The organism is Leptospira sp. GIMC2001 (assembly GCF_028462125.1).
In the GTDB taxonomy this organism is placed as follows: Bacteria; Spirochaetota; Leptospiria; order Leptospirales; family Leptospiraceae.
This window is the reverse complement of sequence record NZ_CP115468.1, coordinates 3,383,227-3,400,421: the sequence shown is the minus strand read 5'-3', so window position 1 is coordinate 3,400,421 and position 17,195 is coordinate 3,383,227. Positions and strand designations below refer to the sequence as shown.

The 17,195-nt window shown below is 37.5% G+C and carries 16 protein-coding genes; 9 read left to right on the top strand and 7 right to left on the bottom strand.

All coding sequences use genetic code 11. The annotated features are described in order from the left end of the window. The first annotated feature begins 71 nt into the window (after positions 1 to 71). Positions 72 to 1,607, top strand: a complete 1,536-nt coding sequence (locus tag O4O04_RS17135; RefSeq protein ID WP_272532993.1) for a PP2C family protein-serine/threonine phosphatase — start codon at positions 72 to 74, stop codon at positions 1,605 to 1,607. Here O4O04_RS17135 and O4O04_RS17130 read toward each other — a convergent pair. The 3 genes from O4O04_RS17130 to O4O04_RS17120 are packed head-to-tail and all read right to left on the bottom strand — an operon-like array spanning position 1,604 to position 5,766. Further along, entirely contained in the window at positions 1,604 to 3,883 is a 2,280-nt protein-coding gene (locus O4O04_RS17130; protein WP_272532992.1) for an ATP-binding protein, read from the bottom strand. The two genes, O4O04_RS17135 and O4O04_RS17130, sit on opposite strands and share 4 nt — an antisense overlap. Next, positions 3,880 to 4,962 (bottom strand): metallophosphoesterase family protein, encoded by a 1,083-nt coding sequence (locus O4O04_RS17125; RefSeq protein WP_272532991.1) that lies wholly within the window; start codon positions 4,960 to 4,962, stop codon positions 3,880 to 3,882. The genes O4O04_RS17130 and O4O04_RS17125 overlap by 4 nt, the downstream gene beginning before the upstream one ends. A gap of 51 nt (positions 4,963 to 5,013) precedes the next feature. Further along, a complete protein-coding gene (locus O4O04_RS17120; RefSeq protein ID WP_272532990.1) occupies positions 5,014 to 5,766 on the bottom strand; it encodes a pyridoxine 5'-phosphate synthase in 753 nt (250 codons plus the stop codon). Positions 5,767 to 5,928: 162 nt separating this feature from the next. On the opposite strand from O4O04_RS17120, the gene O4O04_RS17115 reads away from it, so the two are divergent. The 8 genes from O4O04_RS17115 to O4O04_RS17080 all read left to right on the top strand — a co-directional run bounded on the left by O4O04_RS17115 (position 5,929) and on the right by O4O04_RS17080 (position 10,983). Continuing rightward, positions 5,929 to 6,366: an FYDLN acid domain-containing protein gene (locus O4O04_RS17115; RefSeq protein ID WP_272536135.1), complete on the top strand. Its 438-nt coding sequence runs from the start codon at positions 5,929 to 5,931 to the stop codon at positions 6,364 to 6,366. A gap of 10 nt (positions 6,367 to 6,376) precedes the next feature. Next, positions 6,377 to 7,306, top strand: coding sequence for a tRNA (adenosine(37)-N6)-dimethylallyltransferase MiaA (gene miaA / locus O4O04_RS17110; RefSeq protein ID WP_272532989.1), 930 nt, complete (start codon positions 6,377 to 6,379; stop codon positions 7,304 to 7,306). A gap of 15 nt (positions 7,307 to 7,321) precedes the next feature. Continuing rightward, positions 7,322 to 7,573, top strand: coding sequence for an RNA chaperone Hfq (hfq, locus tag O4O04_RS17105; RefSeq protein WP_272532988.1), 252 nt, complete (start codon positions 7,322 to 7,324; stop codon positions 7,571 to 7,573). A gap of 29 nt (positions 7,574 to 7,602) precedes the next feature. Beyond that, entirely contained in the window at positions 7,603 to 8,634 is a 1,032-nt protein-coding gene (locus O4O04_RS17100) for a mannose-1-phosphate guanylyltransferase (protein ID WP_272536134.1), read from the top strand. A gap of 167 nt (positions 8,635 to 8,801) precedes the next feature. Further along, on the top strand, positions 8,802 to 9,584 hold the full coding sequence (locus O4O04_RS17095; RefSeq protein ID WP_272532987.1) for a hypothetical protein: 783 nt from the start codon (positions 8,802 to 8,804) through the stop codon (positions 9,582 to 9,584). Positions 9,585 to 9,586: 2 nt separating this feature from the next. Then, positions 9,587 to 10,057 carry a chemotaxis protein CheW gene (locus O4O04_RS17090; RefSeq protein ID WP_272532986.1) on the top strand — a complete coding sequence of 157 codons (471 nt, stop codon included), beginning with the start codon at positions 9,587 to 9,589 and terminating at the stop codon, positions 10,055 to 10,057. 3 nt (positions 10,058 to 10,060) lie between these two features. Beyond that, positions 10,061 to 10,771 (top strand): phosphate signaling complex PhoU family protein, encoded by a 711-nt coding sequence (locus tag O4O04_RS17085; RefSeq protein ID WP_272532985.1) that lies wholly within the window; start codon positions 10,061 to 10,063, stop codon positions 10,769 to 10,771. Between the two features lie 74 nt (positions 10,772 to 10,845). Then, positions 10,846 to 10,983 (top strand): hypothetical protein, encoded by a 138-nt coding sequence (locus O4O04_RS17080; RefSeq protein WP_272532984.1) that lies wholly within the window; start codon positions 10,846 to 10,848, stop codon positions 10,981 to 10,983. A gap of 36 nt (positions 10,984 to 11,019) precedes the next feature. On the opposite strand, the gene O4O04_RS17075 is transcribed toward O4O04_RS17080, so the two are convergent. The 4 genes from O4O04_RS17075 to O4O04_RS17060 all read right to left on the bottom strand — a co-directional run bounded on the left by O4O04_RS17075 (position 11,020) and on the right by O4O04_RS17060 (position 17,097). After that, complete coding sequence (locus tag O4O04_RS17075; protein ID WP_272532983.1) at positions 11,020 to 12,072, bottom strand: CNNM domain-containing protein; 1,053 nt, start codon at positions 12,070 to 12,072, stop codon at positions 11,020 to 11,022. Between the two features lie 116 nt (positions 12,073 to 12,188). Further along, complete coding sequence (locus O4O04_RS17070) at positions 12,189 to 12,692, bottom strand: DUF2147 domain-containing protein (RefSeq protein ID WP_272532982.1); 504 nt, start codon at positions 12,690 to 12,692, stop codon at positions 12,189 to 12,191. Positions 12,693 to 12,756: 64 nt separating this feature from the next. Further along, positions 12,757 to 16,002: a SpoIIE family protein phosphatase gene (locus tag O4O04_RS17065; RefSeq protein WP_272532981.1), complete on the bottom strand. Its 3,246-nt coding sequence runs from the start codon at positions 16,000 to 16,002 to the stop codon at positions 12,757 to 12,759. 213 nt (positions 16,003 to 16,215) lie between these two features. After that, positions 16,216 to 17,097 carry a septal ring lytic transglycosylase RlpA family protein gene (locus tag O4O04_RS17060; protein WP_272532980.1) on the bottom strand — a complete coding sequence of 294 codons (882 nt, stop codon included), beginning with the start codon at positions 17,095 to 17,097 and terminating at the stop codon, positions 16,216 to 16,218. Positions 17,098 to 17,195 lie beyond the last annotated feature (98 nt).

Sequence of the window (17,195 nt, the reverse complement as noted above, 5' to 3'; positions counted from 1 at the left end):
AAAATCGTTCTTGCTCCTTTTTGTGAATTCGACAAACTCGTAAATAAATTCTAGAGTCCGGGATCGAATCAATGGCAAACGAGCAAAATACAACAGAAGATGAAGATAAGGGATACCGATTTCAATTAACAGATTATTGGAAGAAGCAATTACATGAAATCCAGGTCGAAGGTGAGATACGGGCTGAGGTTTTCGCTTCGAAGTTTCGATTTTTCTTCATAACCATGCTAGCAGTTTTTACTATTATGTCTCAAATTGGCGGAAGGCCGGTTCACGAAGCATATTTTCAGATGACTGCCATTTCGATACTTTTCTTTTTTAATATATTCGTAACTTTTTTCCTGCGCAAATCTACAAAAGAAAAAGTTTATTACCCAACTATAAAATACACTGCTAGTTTTTTGGAGATCACACTACTTACAACTATTCTATGGTTTCTCGCTGATACATCGAAGAATCCAATGCATATTTACAGTGGTGCAATGGGATTTTTGTATTTTACATTAGTTGCTCTTGCTTCAATTAGAAATCGGAGATCTGTGATATATTTTGCTGGAGCTTTAGCTCTGATTCAATATGGCGGATTGATGATATACTTTTATGCTGATATTACACCAATCATGGCTATGTTAAAAGAATATACTGATGTTCTTGCGCCCGCGATGACTGCAGCCGGAAGTAAATTTATTCTAATCTCTGTTGCACCGATGGGAATTATTCTAAAAACCTTTTATATGGGTGCGACTGTATTTTTGATCATATATTCCATTCAGAACGCAAACGAAACAGCAAAGCGGCAAGCTAATTTGATGTTTGATACAGAAAAGAAAGCAATTCTACAAGAGAACATGCGACTTGGAATGGAACTAGACGTTGCAAGACAACTTCAAGCGATGGTGCTACCAACGGATCTTGAAACCAATTCTTGTCCAGGCTTAGAAGTTGCAGCCATGATGGAAGCAGCGGATGAAGTGGGAGGAGACTACTACGATTGTTATCCGATGAAAGATGGATCAACTTATTTTGCAATTGGCGATGTAACAGGACATGGTCTTCAATCAGGTGTCGTGATGATGATGGCGCAATCATCTTATCGTACTGCACTTGAGCGAGATGGTTCAAGTCTATCCGATATGTTGAATAGCATAAATGGCGTTTTGTATGGCAACATCAACGGCAGGATGAATGACTCAAGAAACCTAACGCTATCTTTGTTTAGATACAATAATGGAAAAATTCACCTAACGGGACAACATGAAGATTTTCTTTTTATGAAATCGGGAAGTAAAAAAGCCGAAGTAGTGGATACAGCAGATCTAGGAATCTATGTAGGTTTAACGGATAATATTGAAGCAATGGTTTCAGAGAAAGAATTCGCTTTCAATGTAGGCGATGCATTCTTAGGTTATACAGATGGTGTAACTGAAGCTGAGAACATGGCTAAGCATTTCTATGGTCATGAAAGATTGGTTAAGAAATTTGAAGAAGTCGCCCATAAACCAGCAACCGAAATCATTAAGGAAATGTATTCGGATCTACGCGAGTTTATGGGTGAACGAGAAATTCTTGATGACATTAGCTTTATCGTTGTTAAACGGACAAGCTAATCTAGAATAATTTCATTTACGGGAATATCGAAATTTTCCCGTAATTGCTTGAGCAAGGATTCTTCCTTGCTCAGTATTACTATTTGCCAGCCTTTTTCTTCTACATAATTTTTCAAAACAAGTAGAGCCTTACCAATTCTTGCCTCATCTAGAGATAAAAATGGCTCATCCATGAGGAAGAATTTGAGTTGAGGATCGTTCTTTTCGCAGAGAGCAAGTTTGGTTGCAACATAGAAAGAATCCCTAGTTCCCAGAGATAGATGGTCAATTCCTCTCATTGCACCACCTTCATCTTCAACTGCAATTGCAGATTCTTTGTTTTTTATAGGTTTTTTGCTTCCTGACAAATTTTGAATCTCAACCCTTCGATCTGCACCAAATAAAATCTTGCTCGATTTAGAGATCTCATCTGATAGAGAAGCAAATACATCGTTGGTTTCTTCTGCAATATCTTGAAATAAATCATGAGCAATTTTTGATGCTTCTCTTTCGATTTCCAATTTTTCCAATTCTGATTTAACAATATGTAGTCGATCAAATTCTTGGGTAAGTCTCAAACTGAGAGGCTCGAGTCCTGCTTCCATTAGGACTTTTTTCTCAAACGACTGTGATTGAAGGGAGTACTCTTCAGATTTGATTTTCTGAATCTGAGATTCTAAATTCAATTTTTGATTTTTCAATTGAATATAGGCAGCTTCATCTAATCCTTGCTGAGCAATGCCTAATTCATCCAGTTTATCCAATTTTCTCTTCGTTTCTAGGAGTATTGAATTTGTATCTTTACCTTGTAATTTAGTTTGTATCTGTTCGTTAATATTCTGATATAAATCTTTTGCGCTTCGGTATTTAGTTCGCTGCAATTCATATTCCTGCTTGGAAGAAACTTGAAGAGACTGGAGAATTTCTTTTTCTTGAGCTTCAATTGATTGAAGTTCTTTTTGTAATGTCGTGAGCGAATCTTCTATAGTTTTCAATTGTTTTTTGAAATCTAGAAATTTCTCACTAAGATTTTTAATTTCCAATTCAAAGCTCTTCCGATCATCCAAAAAAATGAGTATTTGGTTTTGAAGTTCTTCAGGCGTCTGAAATTTTGAATTGGATCGACATGCAATATTCCATTCATTGGAAAGTTGATTGAGCTTCTCTCTTGTAGCTTCAGAATCGGCGATTTGTTCTTTCTTATAGGATAGAATGATAAGAATCACACCCATAAAAAGTAAAACAAGTCCGTAGATCAAAAGATCAGATCTATAGATTACGTGATGTCCAGTTAGTGCGGTTCCGCCCAGTAAGGACAAAATTCCCAAACCAAGCAACCAATAGATCCATCTTATAATGGTTGTTTGAATTGGTTTTAGAATTAGTTCTTGAATTTTATTTCGAATATTTAATGCAATTTGATTTTTGGAATTGTCAGCTTCGAATTGATTCCGTTTTTCTTCTATTTCAATATCGAGTTGTCCAATTCTGTTATTGATATCATTTTTCTGCTTTTCGAATGAATCAATATTTGATTTCAATTTTATTTTTTTGAAATCAATGTCTTGGAATTCCTGAGCTTTATCTATAGAAAATTTTTCGAGGGACTGTAGAGTTGATTTAGATGCGTTCCATTTTTCGATTAGGTGATATATTTCTGTTAATTTGATTCGTTCTCGAATTTTGTCTTGATTATCCAATTCATGAGATATTGATTCCAATTTTTTCTGAGATGATTCTTTCTGAAGGGAAATGGATTCTTTTTTGGATTGGAGCTGTTCCAAATCGGCATTATCGGAAAGAATTGATTTTTTAGAATTTTCTAATTCTCTAATACTTTCTTGAAGTTTTTTACTTTCTTCAATCAATTCATTATATACCCTCATATGTGAGAGACTACCGGTTGTTTGGAAATTTTTACTCAATTTTTGAATGATAGGTGTTGGATCAATTCCTCCTGAGAAGAGCTTTGATTTGAGATTCTCCATCCAACTCTGATCCGTGAAATCCATTCCTATCTCACCTGCCTTAATTGTATGAAGATTCAAAAATTCTACCGAATCCAGTTCTTCATTGGTACTAGCCGATGCAGAACAAATTGGTTTATCGCCATACCTAGCTTTGATTCTTTTGCCTTCTTTACTCGTTCCACTGGGCTTGGTCAGGGCAACAATAAATGCGTCAAATATGGTTGATTTACCTGCTTCATTTTTCCCTAGGAAAAAATTCATCTTACCTAGTTTGAAGGATTTATTGGTGAACTTTCCAAATTTGTCTAAACTGAGTGATTGAATCATTTGGAACCCTCAACTGCATTTGCGATTGCTTCTAGTCCAATCTGTCTTGCGCGTATCCATCTATGTGTTTGGGCTTCATTAGTAGAATCTGGCTTTTTTGATTCCCAAGTTTTTAGAAATTTCTGAACTAAACTAAGATCAGAAATTCCTTCGAGGTATCGAACGTTGCTTGAACTAATTTCGAATTTTCTAAACTTTTTATCCCAAATATTTTTTATCTGATCCATTTGTTGATTGATGTTTGATTCTTTATCAGAAAATCCTAATACATCAACATAAATATAATCTTGAGCTTTATAAGTATTTGCTAGATCTATAACAGGTAGAGTTCCATTCACATCTAAATTCCATTCGAGCGCAATAAATTGACCGGCCTTTTCGACAGTAATTGGTTTCGTATTTATAGAACCAGAATCATCAATATTGATTAGATTGACGGATCTTTCGAACTTTTCACCTTTTCTCCAAACTCTCGGAGAGCCTGGATAGTAAATGGGAAGGTTCTGTAACCTTTCTACTGTTCTACGATGAATATGACCAAGAGCAACATAATCAGGATTGAATCGTGCTAACATATCCAGCTCAATGATATGGTCGCCTTCTTCTTCATCGGGACCTGTATAAGGAAGAATTTCAGGAATCAATCCATGAGCCATAATGATGCGGGGCTTGGATTTGGTTGGAATCTTCCAATCGCGATAGTCAGAATATTTTGTAGAGTAGGGAATCGCAACCAGCTCCCAACTCTTGGATCTTGATTCAAAAATTTGAAATGATTGGGAATGAATCCAATGGATTTTACCCAAGTCATAGGAACCTAAGGATCTATTGTTAAGACCAAGATATTCATGATTTCCAGAAATACAATAGATTGGATAATCAATATTCGAAGTCGCTTGGACAAAAGGTTCTCGTGCCTCAATCAAGTCTTGAAAGGTATTAAAAACATCTCCAGATATTATTAATGCTTCGACATTGTTATTTGTTCCGATGTCAAGAATTTCTTTCCAGACATCAAGACAGTAATCCAAATCATCTTTGGAAAAGTGAAGATCGCTTGTATGTAAAATTTTAGCCATTAATATCCATTATACTTGTAGCCCAGACAAATTCTTAAGATTTTGGACAATTTATTTTCCATTTAGAACTTCTAAGTAAGTCTTGATAGTTTTTTCCAAACCCCATTCCAAGGCTTGAGATATAAGCCTATGCCCTATCGACACTTCTTTGAGTCCAGGAAGAGCACGGAACAATTCTAAGTTCTTGTGATCGAGGTCATGTCCTGCATTGATCTCTAAACCTTTGCTGATTGCCTCTCTTGCTGAATAGTCGAAACGAGTAAACATAGCCTTGCCATCATTGGGATTTCTATCGAATCGCTCCGCAAAAGGTCCTGTATAAAATTCAATCCTATCTACTCCCAAATCTTTTGCTATTTGTAAATTCTGAACTCCAGCTTCTACGAAAATCGAGACACGAATCCCAGCCTTCTTGATCGCAGCTACGATTGGTTGGAGTCTCTCACTATCTTGAGGAAATTGGAAACCGTGATCGGATGTAATCTCACCTGGTTTAACGGGAACCAATGTTGCTTGGTCTGGCTTGTGATCTAGAATGATCTGCAAGAACCGTTCAGACGGTTCTCCTTCAATATTAAATTCACGACTGACAGACGTTTGCTGATTGTAGTGTGTTACCAAGTCTCGCAGTGGTTTTATATCATCTGTTCTGATATGCCTTTCGTCTTCTCTCGGATGGATTGTGATTCCATGAGCTCCATAGTCCAAAATTTTCTGAGATAAGTCGAGAATGTCCGGATGATTGCCACCTCGTGAGTTTCGAAGAGTTGCTATTTTGTTCACATTTACGCTGAGTTTTATCATGCTTGAATTCGATGAAAAGGCTTCGGTAAAAAGAGTCGAATAAAAAACTAAAGTCAGATAAAAGGTTTGATTAAAAACCCATTTAGTAATATATAAACAAAATGGCTTTTTTCCAATTATTTTTTGGAATTAAGCGAAAAAGTGAGTCTAAAAACCAAAACTATGGCAGTTAAAAAGAAAGTAAAAAAGGCAGTCCCGAAAAAGACTTCCCCTGCTAAAAAATCTAAGACCTCGTCCGTCTCCACACCTTCTGCAAAGAAAGCATCAGTTAAGAAAGTTTCTCCGAAAGCAACTGTCAAGAAAGAATCAACGTCCGTCTCTGAATCAAGCAATCCACTTGGCAAGAAATTTGCCTGCTACAATTGCGGAACGAAATTCTATGATCTCAACAAGCCGGATAAAATTTGCCCTAAATGTGGATCCGATCAATTAGCAAAACCCGCAATCAAATCACGACAAGCTGCATTGAAATCATCAGAGTATGATGTCGAAGATGAAGAAGCACCTCCAGTACTTGCGGATGAAGAGGATGCATTAGTTGATGAGGAAGAAGTCGAAGAAACAGCTGAGGAAGAAACAGAAGAGCGCGAGGAAGAATAAAGAAGTTTAGATGGATTATGATAAGGGTGATCCCTTTTCTCATCTAATTCTACTTGCAGGACCGACTGGATCTGGAAAGACGAATCTTGTAACACAACTGGATTCGTCGATATTCGAAGTTGTATCATTTGATTCTAGGCAAGTTTATGCGGAGATGCCAATCGGCACAACGCAACCAACTCAGGAAGAACTGAATTTGATGCCCCATCATTTGGTGGGATATTTATCCCCTAAGATTTCAGTGGATGCCAAATCTTTTTCGAGACTTGCCTCGAATGCTATAGTCGAGATCAGAAAGCGCTCGAAGATTCCTATTCTTGTTGTGGGAACAGGTTTTTACTTAAAAGCTTTTCTCTATGGAATGTATCCTGTTCCAGATATTCCGGATTCTATTCGCAATGAGCTGGAAGGTTATTCAGATTCAGAAGTTGAAGCCAAACTAAAAGCTGTCGATATAGAAGCCTACCAATCCATTCAGCCCAACGACTTCTATAGATATAGGCGAGCATTGGAAGTGAATCTTGCAGGCGGACTCTGGTCGGATCATAAGAAAAATATCCAAGGTGGATTTCTAAAGGAGCATCCGAATACGAAGACCATCGGATACTTTCTTGATTGGGATCGAGCGATCTTATATGACCGTATCAACTATCGTGCGAAGCAATTGATTGATCCAATGATAGAAGAAACAAAATTTATCTTAGAGAAATACGGACGTGATTGTCCTGGTCTAAGATCTATAGGATACAATTTTGCGATTGACTTTCTAGACAGTAAGACCAGCGTAGATTCATTCTACGAAGATATTGCCAAGGCCCATCGTAATTATGCGAAGAAGCAGATCACTTGGTTTCGAAAGGAACCTCTGCTGAACAGTGTAAGTTGGGATTTTGCTATGGAGAGTCTTCGAGAATTTCAGTTGCTAGTAAAAAATAAATAAAATGGAAATAGCACAATGTCCGCAAAAAACAATATTCAAGATCAGCTTCTCAACACAGCTAGAAAAGAAAAAGTAGATCTTACAATTTATTTACTCAATGGTGTACCACTTAAAGGTCGAGTTGTCAGCTTTGATAATTTTACAATTATATTAGAAAATGAAACTAAGCAAAATCTAATATACAAACATGCAATTTCCACAATCATACCTGCGAAACCCATTCGTTTCCATGTGGAAGAACCGCCGAAGGAGTCTGCTGACGCTTGAAAGATTCAGACAAACCCGTTATATTGATTATGGCGGGCGGCAAGGGAGAACGGTTCTGGCCAAGGTCTAGAACGAATACTCCCAAGCAGCTTCGCAAAGTTTACTCCAACAAAACTCTTCTCAGAGAAACCATTGATCGAGCTCTCACTCTCACAAGTTTGGATCGGATTTTTATTGGAACAAATGCTGTTCTTAAGAAAGCAATTTTGGAACAGGAGAAATCTTTTCCTGAGAAGAATTTTATCATTGAGCCTGAAGGCAAAAACACAGCTCCGATCATAGCATTAGCGAGTCTCCATTTCCAAAAGTTGTTCAATGATCCAGTGCAAGTTGTACTTTCCGCTGATGCCTTTATTGAACCAGCTAAGGAATTTACAAAGACAGTCAAGATTGCAATTGGAGAAGCAAGCAACAATCTTGTTCTTCTTGGTATTAAGCCCAACCGTCCAGAGATTGGATATGGATATATTGCCACAGGCAAGGCTCAAGGATCAGCTCTCGAAGTAAAAGAATTTGTTGAGAAGCCTGATATCAAGACTGCAGGCAAATACATCAAGAAACCGAATTTTTATTGGAATCCTGGAATATTTGTTTGGAAAACTTCCATGATTCTAGACGAGTTCCGGAAATATTGTCCAGAAATCATTGGACCTTTAGAGCGGGGTTTTCCTTTTAAGAATCTGGGTGGATTGGGGGAAGCATTTCGACTGATTCCTTCCTTACCTGTTGATATTGCTATTATGGAGAAATCCAAATCGATTGCAATGGTGCCTGCTAGTTTCCAATGGGATGATGTGGGTTCATGGCTTTCTTTGGAGCGAATTCTACCTTCATCTAAAGAAGGCAATCAACACCAAGGTAAAGAGACAGTATATTATAATTCAAAAGGAATTGTTTCATCTGTTCGAAAAGACCTCGTCGCATTTTTGGGAGTTGAAAACCTGGTCGTAGTAGAGGAAGAGGACGTTTTGTTCGTGTCCTCTAAAGATGGGCTAAACGATATAAAATCCATGTTAGCCCAGATGAAGAAAAATCGAAGTTTACAAAAATACCTAGAATAAAATCCTGATCCAACAGGACTAAAGGAGTGTTGAATGCCTTCCGGTAAGAAGAGAAAAAGAAGAAAAATATCCACGCACAAGAGAAAGAAAAAAAGAAGAGCGAACAGACATAAGAAGAAATAATCGAATTCGTTAAGCAATTTTCCACCTTCTCCGATACTCTCTCTATGGAGCTACATGTTTTAGAAACATACAGGAGTTGGTGGAAGAAGCAGAATTCGCAGCTTCCTGGTTTTACTCGCTCAGTTAAGGCGACAACTCCAGACGGTGACGTTTTAGAAGCAGATTTCAATTTTCACGAAAAGCTCGTTCGTATTTCTCTAGAAATTGCCAATGAAAACGGCAAAATCTATTCTGCCACAATCAAAAATGGCAGTATAATCAAAGAAAAAGACATCACAAGTGGCAGGAATTATCCAATATCCCGAAAGGTTAGACCTTTTAAGGATATATTTTCCTGTATCCCAGATGCTGATCTCCTGGACACAATTGGTGGAGCATACGAAATCTCCCTTACACCGCTTGGCAAAGTCATTGAAAGGCGAGTTGGGAGAGGTATATACCAACAAGAAGATTTCGCGGGATACCAGAGTGGACTTCCGCTATCTACCAAGTATGATTCCATTTTTGGAATTCGTAGAGAGTCATGGTTCCAAAAGTGGAAACGCAGAAGAATGGAGAGGCGAATCTACCGCGATCCATTCTGGGTAAGATTTCGAAGAAGATTTTGGGCAGAAACTCACGATATTCTGCTAGGCTTCGGATTGGCATATTTTGTTTACAACTACTGGTTTGATTACGTAATTTTGGGATTGGCTTTGGGTGCATTCGGCTTTTTTTCTGGCGGAATGGATTGGGCCTTAAGAAAAAGAGATCCTCTACTTTTAAAAGTGTTGTCATTTCTATCCCTGGGTTCATTCTTTTTCTATAACGGTTATACCCGTTTTTAAAAATGAGCAAAATCTCGAACAAACAGATGAACGATCAATACATCATCTTTAATTTAGGTGATGAAGAATACGCGATACCTATATCCATTGTTGAAGAAATAGTAAAAATTTCCAACTTGATTCGGGTTCCAAAATCCAAGAGTTTTTTTGCTGGGATCATGGACATTCGTGGCAAAGTTGTTCGGATGATCGATCTCTCCAAAAAATTGAATATTAAATTAGCGGAAGATAAAGCGCCCGATCGTGCGATAGTGATTAAGTTAGGTGGGAAATCTGTCGGTATCATTGTGGACAAAGTGTCCCATGTAGTCCATTTTCCTCAGGCTCAGATTGATCCTCCGCCCCCTTCCGTAAAAGGTATTTCTAGCCGTTACATAATTGGTGTTGGCAAGAAGGACAATCGGTTTATCATTCTCATTGATATTGAAAAGATTCTCACTGCTGAAGAAATTTCTGAGCTGAGCGTTGTATAAATCATGGATGCTACCAACCAAGCTATATCCAAATTCTTTTACCTTCGTAAGAATCTATACAATATGGCGGAACTTGTTCTTGAACAAGTCTTCTTACTGGGCGACGCCTTAGAAGGCGATGACTATAGCTTGGCTGAATCCATCATTGAACGCGATGATCGAATTGATGAATTAGAAAAAGAAAACGACAACCTTTCTCAGAATGCAATCCTCGAAGCGATCGCTTCAAGAAATGTGATGGGCATGGGTAATGTCAGTGATGAGATCATCCTTAAGAAAGATCCACTTCGCTTTGCTCTATCCTGTATCCGTATAACTAGAAATATAGAAAGGCTAGGAGATCAGGTAGTAAACGTTGCTGCTGTATTCAAGAACGGTCATATTCGAAAAACATTATTTACTAAAGATGAAGTGATGTGTAAGATTCTTTCTCGCGTTGTAACACTTGCGGGAATGGCAGTGGAATCCCTGGTTGAAGAGAAAGAAAGATTCATGGGATCGGTCAATACATTAGAAGAAGAACTCAATGGTCTCTGCGACGAAGCTTTTCGTAAATTTGTTGACTATCCTGATATGGATAAAAAAGAATTTGCCGATGTCTATCGTATGATAACCAGTATGGAAAGAATTGGTGACTATGCGGTCAACGTTGCCGAAGAGCTTGTTCGATTGAACACAGGACACGACATACGACATATGGATCTTGTGAAGTAGGTTGGGTGAAACCAGGGAAGGTACCTACTATATTTTTTCATAATGAACCAACCTGTTGATAGAAACCATATGCAATGAATAACTTGTCCGAATACTTCGCTGAACTCTCAGAAGCTTATCTAGGTAAAAATGATTATTTCCCCTTTGCTCGATCAGATTTAAAAAAATTTGACATAGAAGGATTCAAACTTATGGAAGAGGCTTGGCGATGAGCTTTTTGGAAATAAATATCGATGAAGCTTTCTAAATCACTTATCTATATTCAATAGCTCGTATTTCTTTTGTTTTTCCTTCCATCTCTTCAGAGCATATTGTTGCATATCGTCCACTCTGTCTTTCTCATCCACAATCTCAAAACCTAGCAACGACTCGATGATATCTTCCAAAGTTACAATTCCATCCATTCCTCCATATTCATCCATAACTAGGGAAATATGCTCTTTTTTGTGAAGCATTTCTTCCCAAGCATCAAATAAAGTAATATCTTTAGGGAAGGTTACGATATCCCGTTTGATATCTTTCAAAGTATGACTCAGCTGACCTTCCGCCAACTTCTCGAAGACCAGACCACGAAATACATAACCGGTTATATGATCTTTGTTTTCTTGAAAGATTGGAATCCTGGAAAAATGCAGAAATTCTTTGTTTTGTAAAAATTCCTGGAAAGTCATATCTTCATTTGCGGTAACAACAACAATTCTCGGTGTCATGACTTCTTTAATTCGCAAGCTTTTCAGTTGAATTAGATTCTGAATGATTTTATTTTCTTTATCAGCAAATACCCCTTCTTCTGTTCCAATAATTGCAAGTGCTGAAATTTCTTCCCTGCTTGTGGTTAATTCTGATTTCTCTCGAGCAAGCAATTTGGTGAGAATTGATGATAACCAAACTAAGGGATAGGTGAAGAATATCATAGATTTGATTATTTTAGATGATATTCCATATATCTCTTTGCTATAATTGGCACCCATTGTTTTTGGAATTATTTCTGTAAGAACTAATATCAATATTGTTAATACTGCCGAGACAATTCCAAAGTATGCTTCACCAAAAACCTTGGTTGCCTGAGCTCCTACCCCCGCCGCACCAACCGTGTGCGCCACTGTATTCAGAGAGAGAATTGCTGAGAGAGGTTTATCTATATCTACCTTGAATTTGATTAGATCTGCTGCAGATTTGTTACCGCCATCAGATTTGGTTCTTAAAAAAGACATGGGAATGGATAATAGCACAGCTTCCATAACTGAACAAATAGATGAAGTAAAGAGTGAGATGAATAGGTAGATAATCAAAAGAGTCATATAATATTACGATTCTTTAATAATTTAAACTTATGATAAATGAACAAGGAAATTACAAAAAAACCCAACTAGGAAACCTAAGTTGGGTTTTATAAATTCAGTCCAGATTGGATGAATTATTTCATACAATCCCAAGCTTTATCATTGAGATTCAAGCCAGACATTCTATTCCATACGTTGGTTTTACCAAGCCAAGACGAGATACAAAGATGTCCTCTAAGTTCCAATTTGTTGCCTTGAAGTTCCATTTTTGCACAGTAAGTTTTACCATCTCTTGGATTGTAAACTTTACCGTCTGCATATTTGCCTCCGCTCTCAGCTTTGAATCCACTCAAGAATTGCATGCCTAGGTTAGGGCGAGTTTTGAGTTTTGGATCAGGATTGTTGTGATCCAGATATGGTGTTCCTGGTGTTCCATGCTTGGAATCCGCAGGATATGCATTGTCTTTGATACAAAAAGTTCTTCCACATATTTTATCACCACATTTGAAGATTTCGATAACGGAATCTTTTTCTGGAGGAATGTATTTACCTAGAATCGGGTCCGCATCTTGCGCTTGGCTCGTTGCGGTAATTACGAGAAACGATATTCCGAGAATTGCATATCTGATCAATTTCATTTTAACTCCTGTTCATAAAATCTCTTCCATTGGCTACTATCCAACAAAATTTGCAAGCCTGAATTTAGACATTTTTCTCTATAAGTTGAAACAGTTTTTTTACATTTTTGTTATCAGGCTCAATGGATTCTGCTTTCTTAGCAAAATCTCTAGATTCATCCATATTACCGAGCAATCGATTGAGGTCGGCAATATTGATGAGATTGGACAAAAAATCCTGTTGAAAACTATAAGATTTCATTCCAGCATCTAGAGCTCTCTGGTAATCACCCAACTTTTTCTGAGCAACGGACAAATAGTACCAAAACTCACCTGCATCAGGATCTTGCTTGAGATAAACATCAAGAACATCTACAGCTTTATCATAATCACGACCTTTGAATGTAAGTAAGCTCAATAATTTATTAAGCTTGGGGTCGGTATTATCTGCTGAATAAGCTTTATACATAACTTCAATGGCAGATTCAATCTCACCTTGTTTGTATAATTTTCTGCCCTCGTCGTATGCACCTTCAGTAGTATATTTTCGTTCCCATTCTTCAGATTCATCAGGACTGAAGCTATCTCCAGAACTTCCATCGAGTTCTGAATGTTCGGATTCTAGTGCTGCAATCCCATCATTAGAATCTTGTTTGCTATGCCCATCGTGTTGAAAATTTAAACGTAACAACGATAAGTCGTCCGTTAGATCTCCTTTACTTCTTAGGATTTCTTCAATTTTGTAAATATCAGCTTGGGCTTCTTCGACATGTTTCAAGAAGATCTCTTCATCTTCGTTCATAGTGCGGAAATCTTGATCGGGAGTTAAATCAATATCATCCCTTCCATCTGTTCCCATGATGATTGTGTCGCCCGGAAGAAGTTGGAATTTTCTCACTTCAAAAGGTATTTCGGAATCCAATCCTAATTTTCTTAAGAGAAGCTCTTTCTCAATAAAAGAAGCTTTACCATCTCTATACAATACTGTAAAAGGATGCTCTGCATTGAAATACCATACTTCTCCTGTCTCATCATCAACCATGAAGATTGTGGCAGAAATAACCATGGTGCCATTGAACGATTTGAATACGGAGTTGGTTTCTTCGTAAACGTCTGCTAGCCATTCTTCTGGAGTTCTGTTTAGAATTCTTTTGTTACCAGCAGATCTTGCCATGATCGAGTTCATTACAACTCCCATAACTAGAGAACCGCCGGCTCCTTGCATGGATTTGCCCATGGCATCCCCATTGATCGCAACAGTGTATCTACGAAAGTTCTCAGATCCACCTAACTTTAGGTTACCCGTAACTGAAATATCTCCACCAAGATCACCAGTCTTCTTTCTGAACTCAAATGTTTTCTTTTGTTTTACAAAAAAGTCTGTTTGAATGAATTTCGATTTATTTGCGTTGAAATACAATGGTTTCGCAAGAAGAGAAGTAAGGAAATAGTCACCATCTTGTTGAACTTTCAACTTCTGGACTTCTTCCATTTTTTCTTGAACTTCTTTGGTTCTTTCTTGAACTTTTTGTTCTAGATTCTCTGCGTAATCTTCCAATTGACGTCTTGCTTCCTTTATAGAGGAAACCATTTTGTTAAAGGAGTCAGCAAGGAATCCAACTTCATCATTTACATGAATAGGAACTTTCACATCTAGATCACCATCATTTACTTTCTCAACACCTGAGAGTAATTCGTTGAGTGGTGTCACAAGACTGATTTTGAAGAATAAAGGAAAAGCAACCAATAGAACAAGCAATGCAACAAACATTAGCATCATTTCTTTCTGAGCTGAACGATTCATCACTTTTCTATATTCTACATATGGCAAACCTACTTCAACCATAGACTTGTCTTTCGGATTGTAGATCATGAACGCAACATAATGCTCTATAGATGATAAACTCTTTCGATAATGTCGTGTTTCTGCTGATTTAAAGTAGCGAAAATACTTCAGTATTTGGCTTCTTAGTTCTGCCGTTTCTAGTTCAGCGCCTTCCCATTTGCAATCTTGCAATTTCTTATTTATCGCAACTTCGAAAGAATCAAGACCTTGAGTTTTCTCAATAAATGCAACTGCATTCTTACAGAAATTCTCATCTGCTGGCATATCTCCGAGTTTACTTGATGCAACGAATGTCGTTTTGTTGATTTTATTAAAAAATTCAAAAATCGCTGATTTGAGATCTTCATCGCTGAGCGATTGATTATCATCAAGGAATTGAAGCGTTGAAAGTTTGTAACCTTCAAATTCAGCGCCAGTGGATTCCAATAAATATTTCAATCGAGAACGAAAACCCTTAGCATTGAGATTGGAGATATCTTCGAATATTCGACTATTCTCCATATCTGTCTTGACCATTGGAAGATCCAATCGAATCTCTGGATTGTATTTTTTGTAAACAAGTCCTGAGCTGTCTTTTGGATAGGATATAACAAAGCTAATGCTATCGGGAATACTGTCTTCGGCTAATGCTTTCTTGATTGTTGCAATACTAATTTTGTTGTACTGATCTTCTTTCTCTTGATCATAGATTAGAGCGAGCTGTTCGAAGATCAACATCACCGTAACAAGTGAGATTCCCACAATCTTGATCATGAAAGTCGTACGTTCTGTACTAGAATTGATGAAGATGACTGTGATCAGAAAGAATGCAAAATAAAGAAGTAAAACGAGTGCGGTTAGATACGTTGACCTTTCAATAGACCCATCTCGACTTAGCACGTTTAATGTATTCGGAATTCCCGACCCAATTAGAAGTGAAGTCATATAAGCAACTAATGTCCATCGCTTCCTTCCTTGAAGATGGAAGGCTCTCCAAATAGGAAGAATTATAAAATTGACAACGATGGAAAAGGAAATGATAAAGCTTAGATATTTTGAAGGGTTAACGGCATCAAAGTCCCAATGATGCGCTGTGAAGTGATAAATCTTATCACTAGAAGTTGTCGAATAAACAAAATAAACTGTAGCGACAATCGCAATGATCCAGTTTACTATCAGCATGATGTCTGCAAGTTTTTTGTTTTCGTTGCTTGGCCATCTTAGAAGGAACTGACCCAAATGCAAAATCAATGGCAGAATTATACCGACAGTTATCCATCGATGGTATGCGCTGATTGGATGGTAGATAAATGCAGCAAGGAAATATCCCATCTGGAATAGGCACATGAGCACCATACCGATTCCGAGCTGATAAGTTGCCGCAGTTTTACCTTTTAGAGTTAAGAAGAAAAATCCCAGTAAAAAAGTTAAGACTACAACGAGCAAACTACCAAATGAGTAATAATTGAAAAGTATATTGTCTAAAGTAATATTGCTTGGATCCATGTAATAGCCTACCTACTTGCCTTTACTATTATCTATTTATTGAACGAAATTAACCATAAAAATATTCATTTTGACCAAAAATTCAAACCTTTTTGTCGACCTAGGTCAAAAAAAAGGCGGGTAGACCCGCCTCATCCAACATTCCTCTATTATCGGGAAGGTTCTGTCAAAAAATTATCTTGAACTCACATAATAATAGTATTCTAAGAAATTTTACTTTCTAGGTATAAAACACTCAACTCCATTGTATCGCAACTTGGATTTGAGAGCTTCTGCCTTTTCTTTTGAAGCAAAATCACCCATTTGAACAACATATCCATCTTCTCTTGAGAAAACGAATACATCTTGTCCATAATTGTTTTTCATCATATCCTTATACTTGCTTGCTCTGTTCTGATCACGAAAAACACCAACTTGAACTGTATATCCCTTAGGTTTATTAGCGTTTGAAGATGCTATTCCAGATTCTTTCTTTGGAGTTAGTTTTTCGGTACGATTCGTATCATCTACTAATTCTGCCTCATCATCGATATCGCTATCATCTAGTTCTTCAAATTTTTCATTCGAATCCCCTTTTTTAACGACAGTAAGTCCGACTTTCGTGATTCCCTGTTCTTTGAAATTGAGGATTTCCGCAGCTTTTTCCGAAACGTCCAAGATTCTTCCATCTACGAAAGGCCCTCTATCATTGACACGAACCATCGCCTCTTTCTGATTTTCTAAGTTCTGAACTTTTACAATGGAACCCATGGGAAGAGTTCGATGAGCGGCTGTTAGCTTAGTTGAGTCAAATGGTTCACCACTTGCTGTTGGTCGACCTTGATATTTATTGCCATACCATGAAGAATATCCGACTTCGTCAAAATTCCCGGTTGTATCCGGTTTCTTTTCTGGTAGATCAAATTTTGCAATTGATGATGGTTGTAAATCATCCTGAACCGATTTAGCTACCGCATCATTTGAATTCATGGACTTTTCAAAGAAGATATCTTCGGGATCACCCGACGCCGATACCTTTCTTCGCGTACTATCTGTACTCGTACATGCAACTGTCCAAAATAAAATGGCAGGAAGGATCCAAAGTATTTTTTTCATAATTCCCCCTTAAAGCACCTTCACTCTATTCTTATTTTCGGATCGGTTTGTGTTTTTTCCGTTGATTTTTTTTTACGAATTGGGTCGATACTTTTGTT

What these genes read in the sequence shown, in the direction of transcription:
- O4O04_RS17130 (WP_272532992.1), bottom strand. Translation starts at nt 3,883, where the DNA reads ATGATTCAATCACTCAGTTTAGACAAATTTGGAAAGTTCACCAATAAA.
- miaA (WP_272532989.1), top strand. Translation starts at nt 6,377, where the DNA reads ATGGATTATGATAAGGGTGATCCCTTTTCTCATCTAATTCTACTTGCA.
- O4O04_RS17070 (WP_272532982.1), bottom strand. Translation starts at nt 12,692, where the DNA reads ATGAAATTGATCAGATATGCAATTCTCGGAATATCGTTTCTCGTAATT.
- hfq (WP_272532988.1), top strand. Translation starts at nt 7,322, where the DNA reads ATGTCCGCAAAAAACAATATTCAAGATCAGCTTCTCAACACAGCTAGA.
- O4O04_RS17095 (WP_272532987.1), top strand. Translation starts at nt 8,802, where the DNA reads ATGGAGCTACATGTTTTAGAAACATACAGGAGTTGGTGGAAGAAGCAG.
- O4O04_RS17080 (WP_272532984.1), top strand. Translation starts at nt 10,846, where the DNA reads ATGAATAACTTGTCCGAATACTTCGCTGAACTCTCAGAAGCTTATCTA.
- O4O04_RS17125 (WP_272532991.1), bottom strand. Translation starts at nt 4,962, where the DNA reads ATGGCTAAAATTTTACATACAAGCGATCTTCACTTTTCCAAAGATGAT.
- O4O04_RS17085 (WP_272532985.1), top strand. Translation starts at nt 10,061, where the DNA reads ATGGATGCTACCAACCAAGCTATATCCAAATTCTTTTACCTTCGTAAG.
- O4O04_RS17100 (WP_272536134.1), top strand. Translation starts at nt 7,603, where the DNA reads ATGGCGGGCGGCAAGGGAGAACGGTTCTGGCCAAGGTCTAGAACGAAT.
- O4O04_RS17090 (WP_272532986.1), top strand. Translation starts at nt 9,587, where the DNA reads ATGAGCAAAATCTCGAACAAACAGATGAACGATCAATACATCATCTTT.
- O4O04_RS17060 (WP_272532980.1), bottom strand. Translation starts at nt 17,097, where the DNA reads ATGAAAAAAATACTTTGGATCCTTCCTGCCATTTTATTTTGGACAGTT.
- O4O04_RS17115 (WP_272536135.1), top strand. Translation starts at nt 5,929, where the DNA reads ATGGCAGTTAAAAAGAAAGTAAAAAAGGCAGTCCCGAAAAAGACTTCC.
- O4O04_RS17075 (WP_272532983.1), bottom strand. Translation starts at nt 12,072, where the DNA reads ATGACTCTTTTGATTATCTACCTATTCATCTCACTCTTTACTTCATCT.
- O4O04_RS17135 (WP_272532993.1), top strand. Translation starts at nt 72, where the DNA reads ATGGCAAACGAGCAAAATACAACAGAAGATGAAGATAAGGGATACCGA.
- O4O04_RS17120 (WP_272532990.1), bottom strand. Translation starts at nt 5,766, where the DNA reads ATGATAAAACTCAGCGTAAATGTGAACAAAATAGCAACTCTTCGAAAC.
- O4O04_RS17065 (WP_272532981.1), bottom strand. Translation starts at nt 16,002, where the DNA reads ATGGATCCAAGCAATATTACTTTAGACAATATACTTTTCAATTATTAC.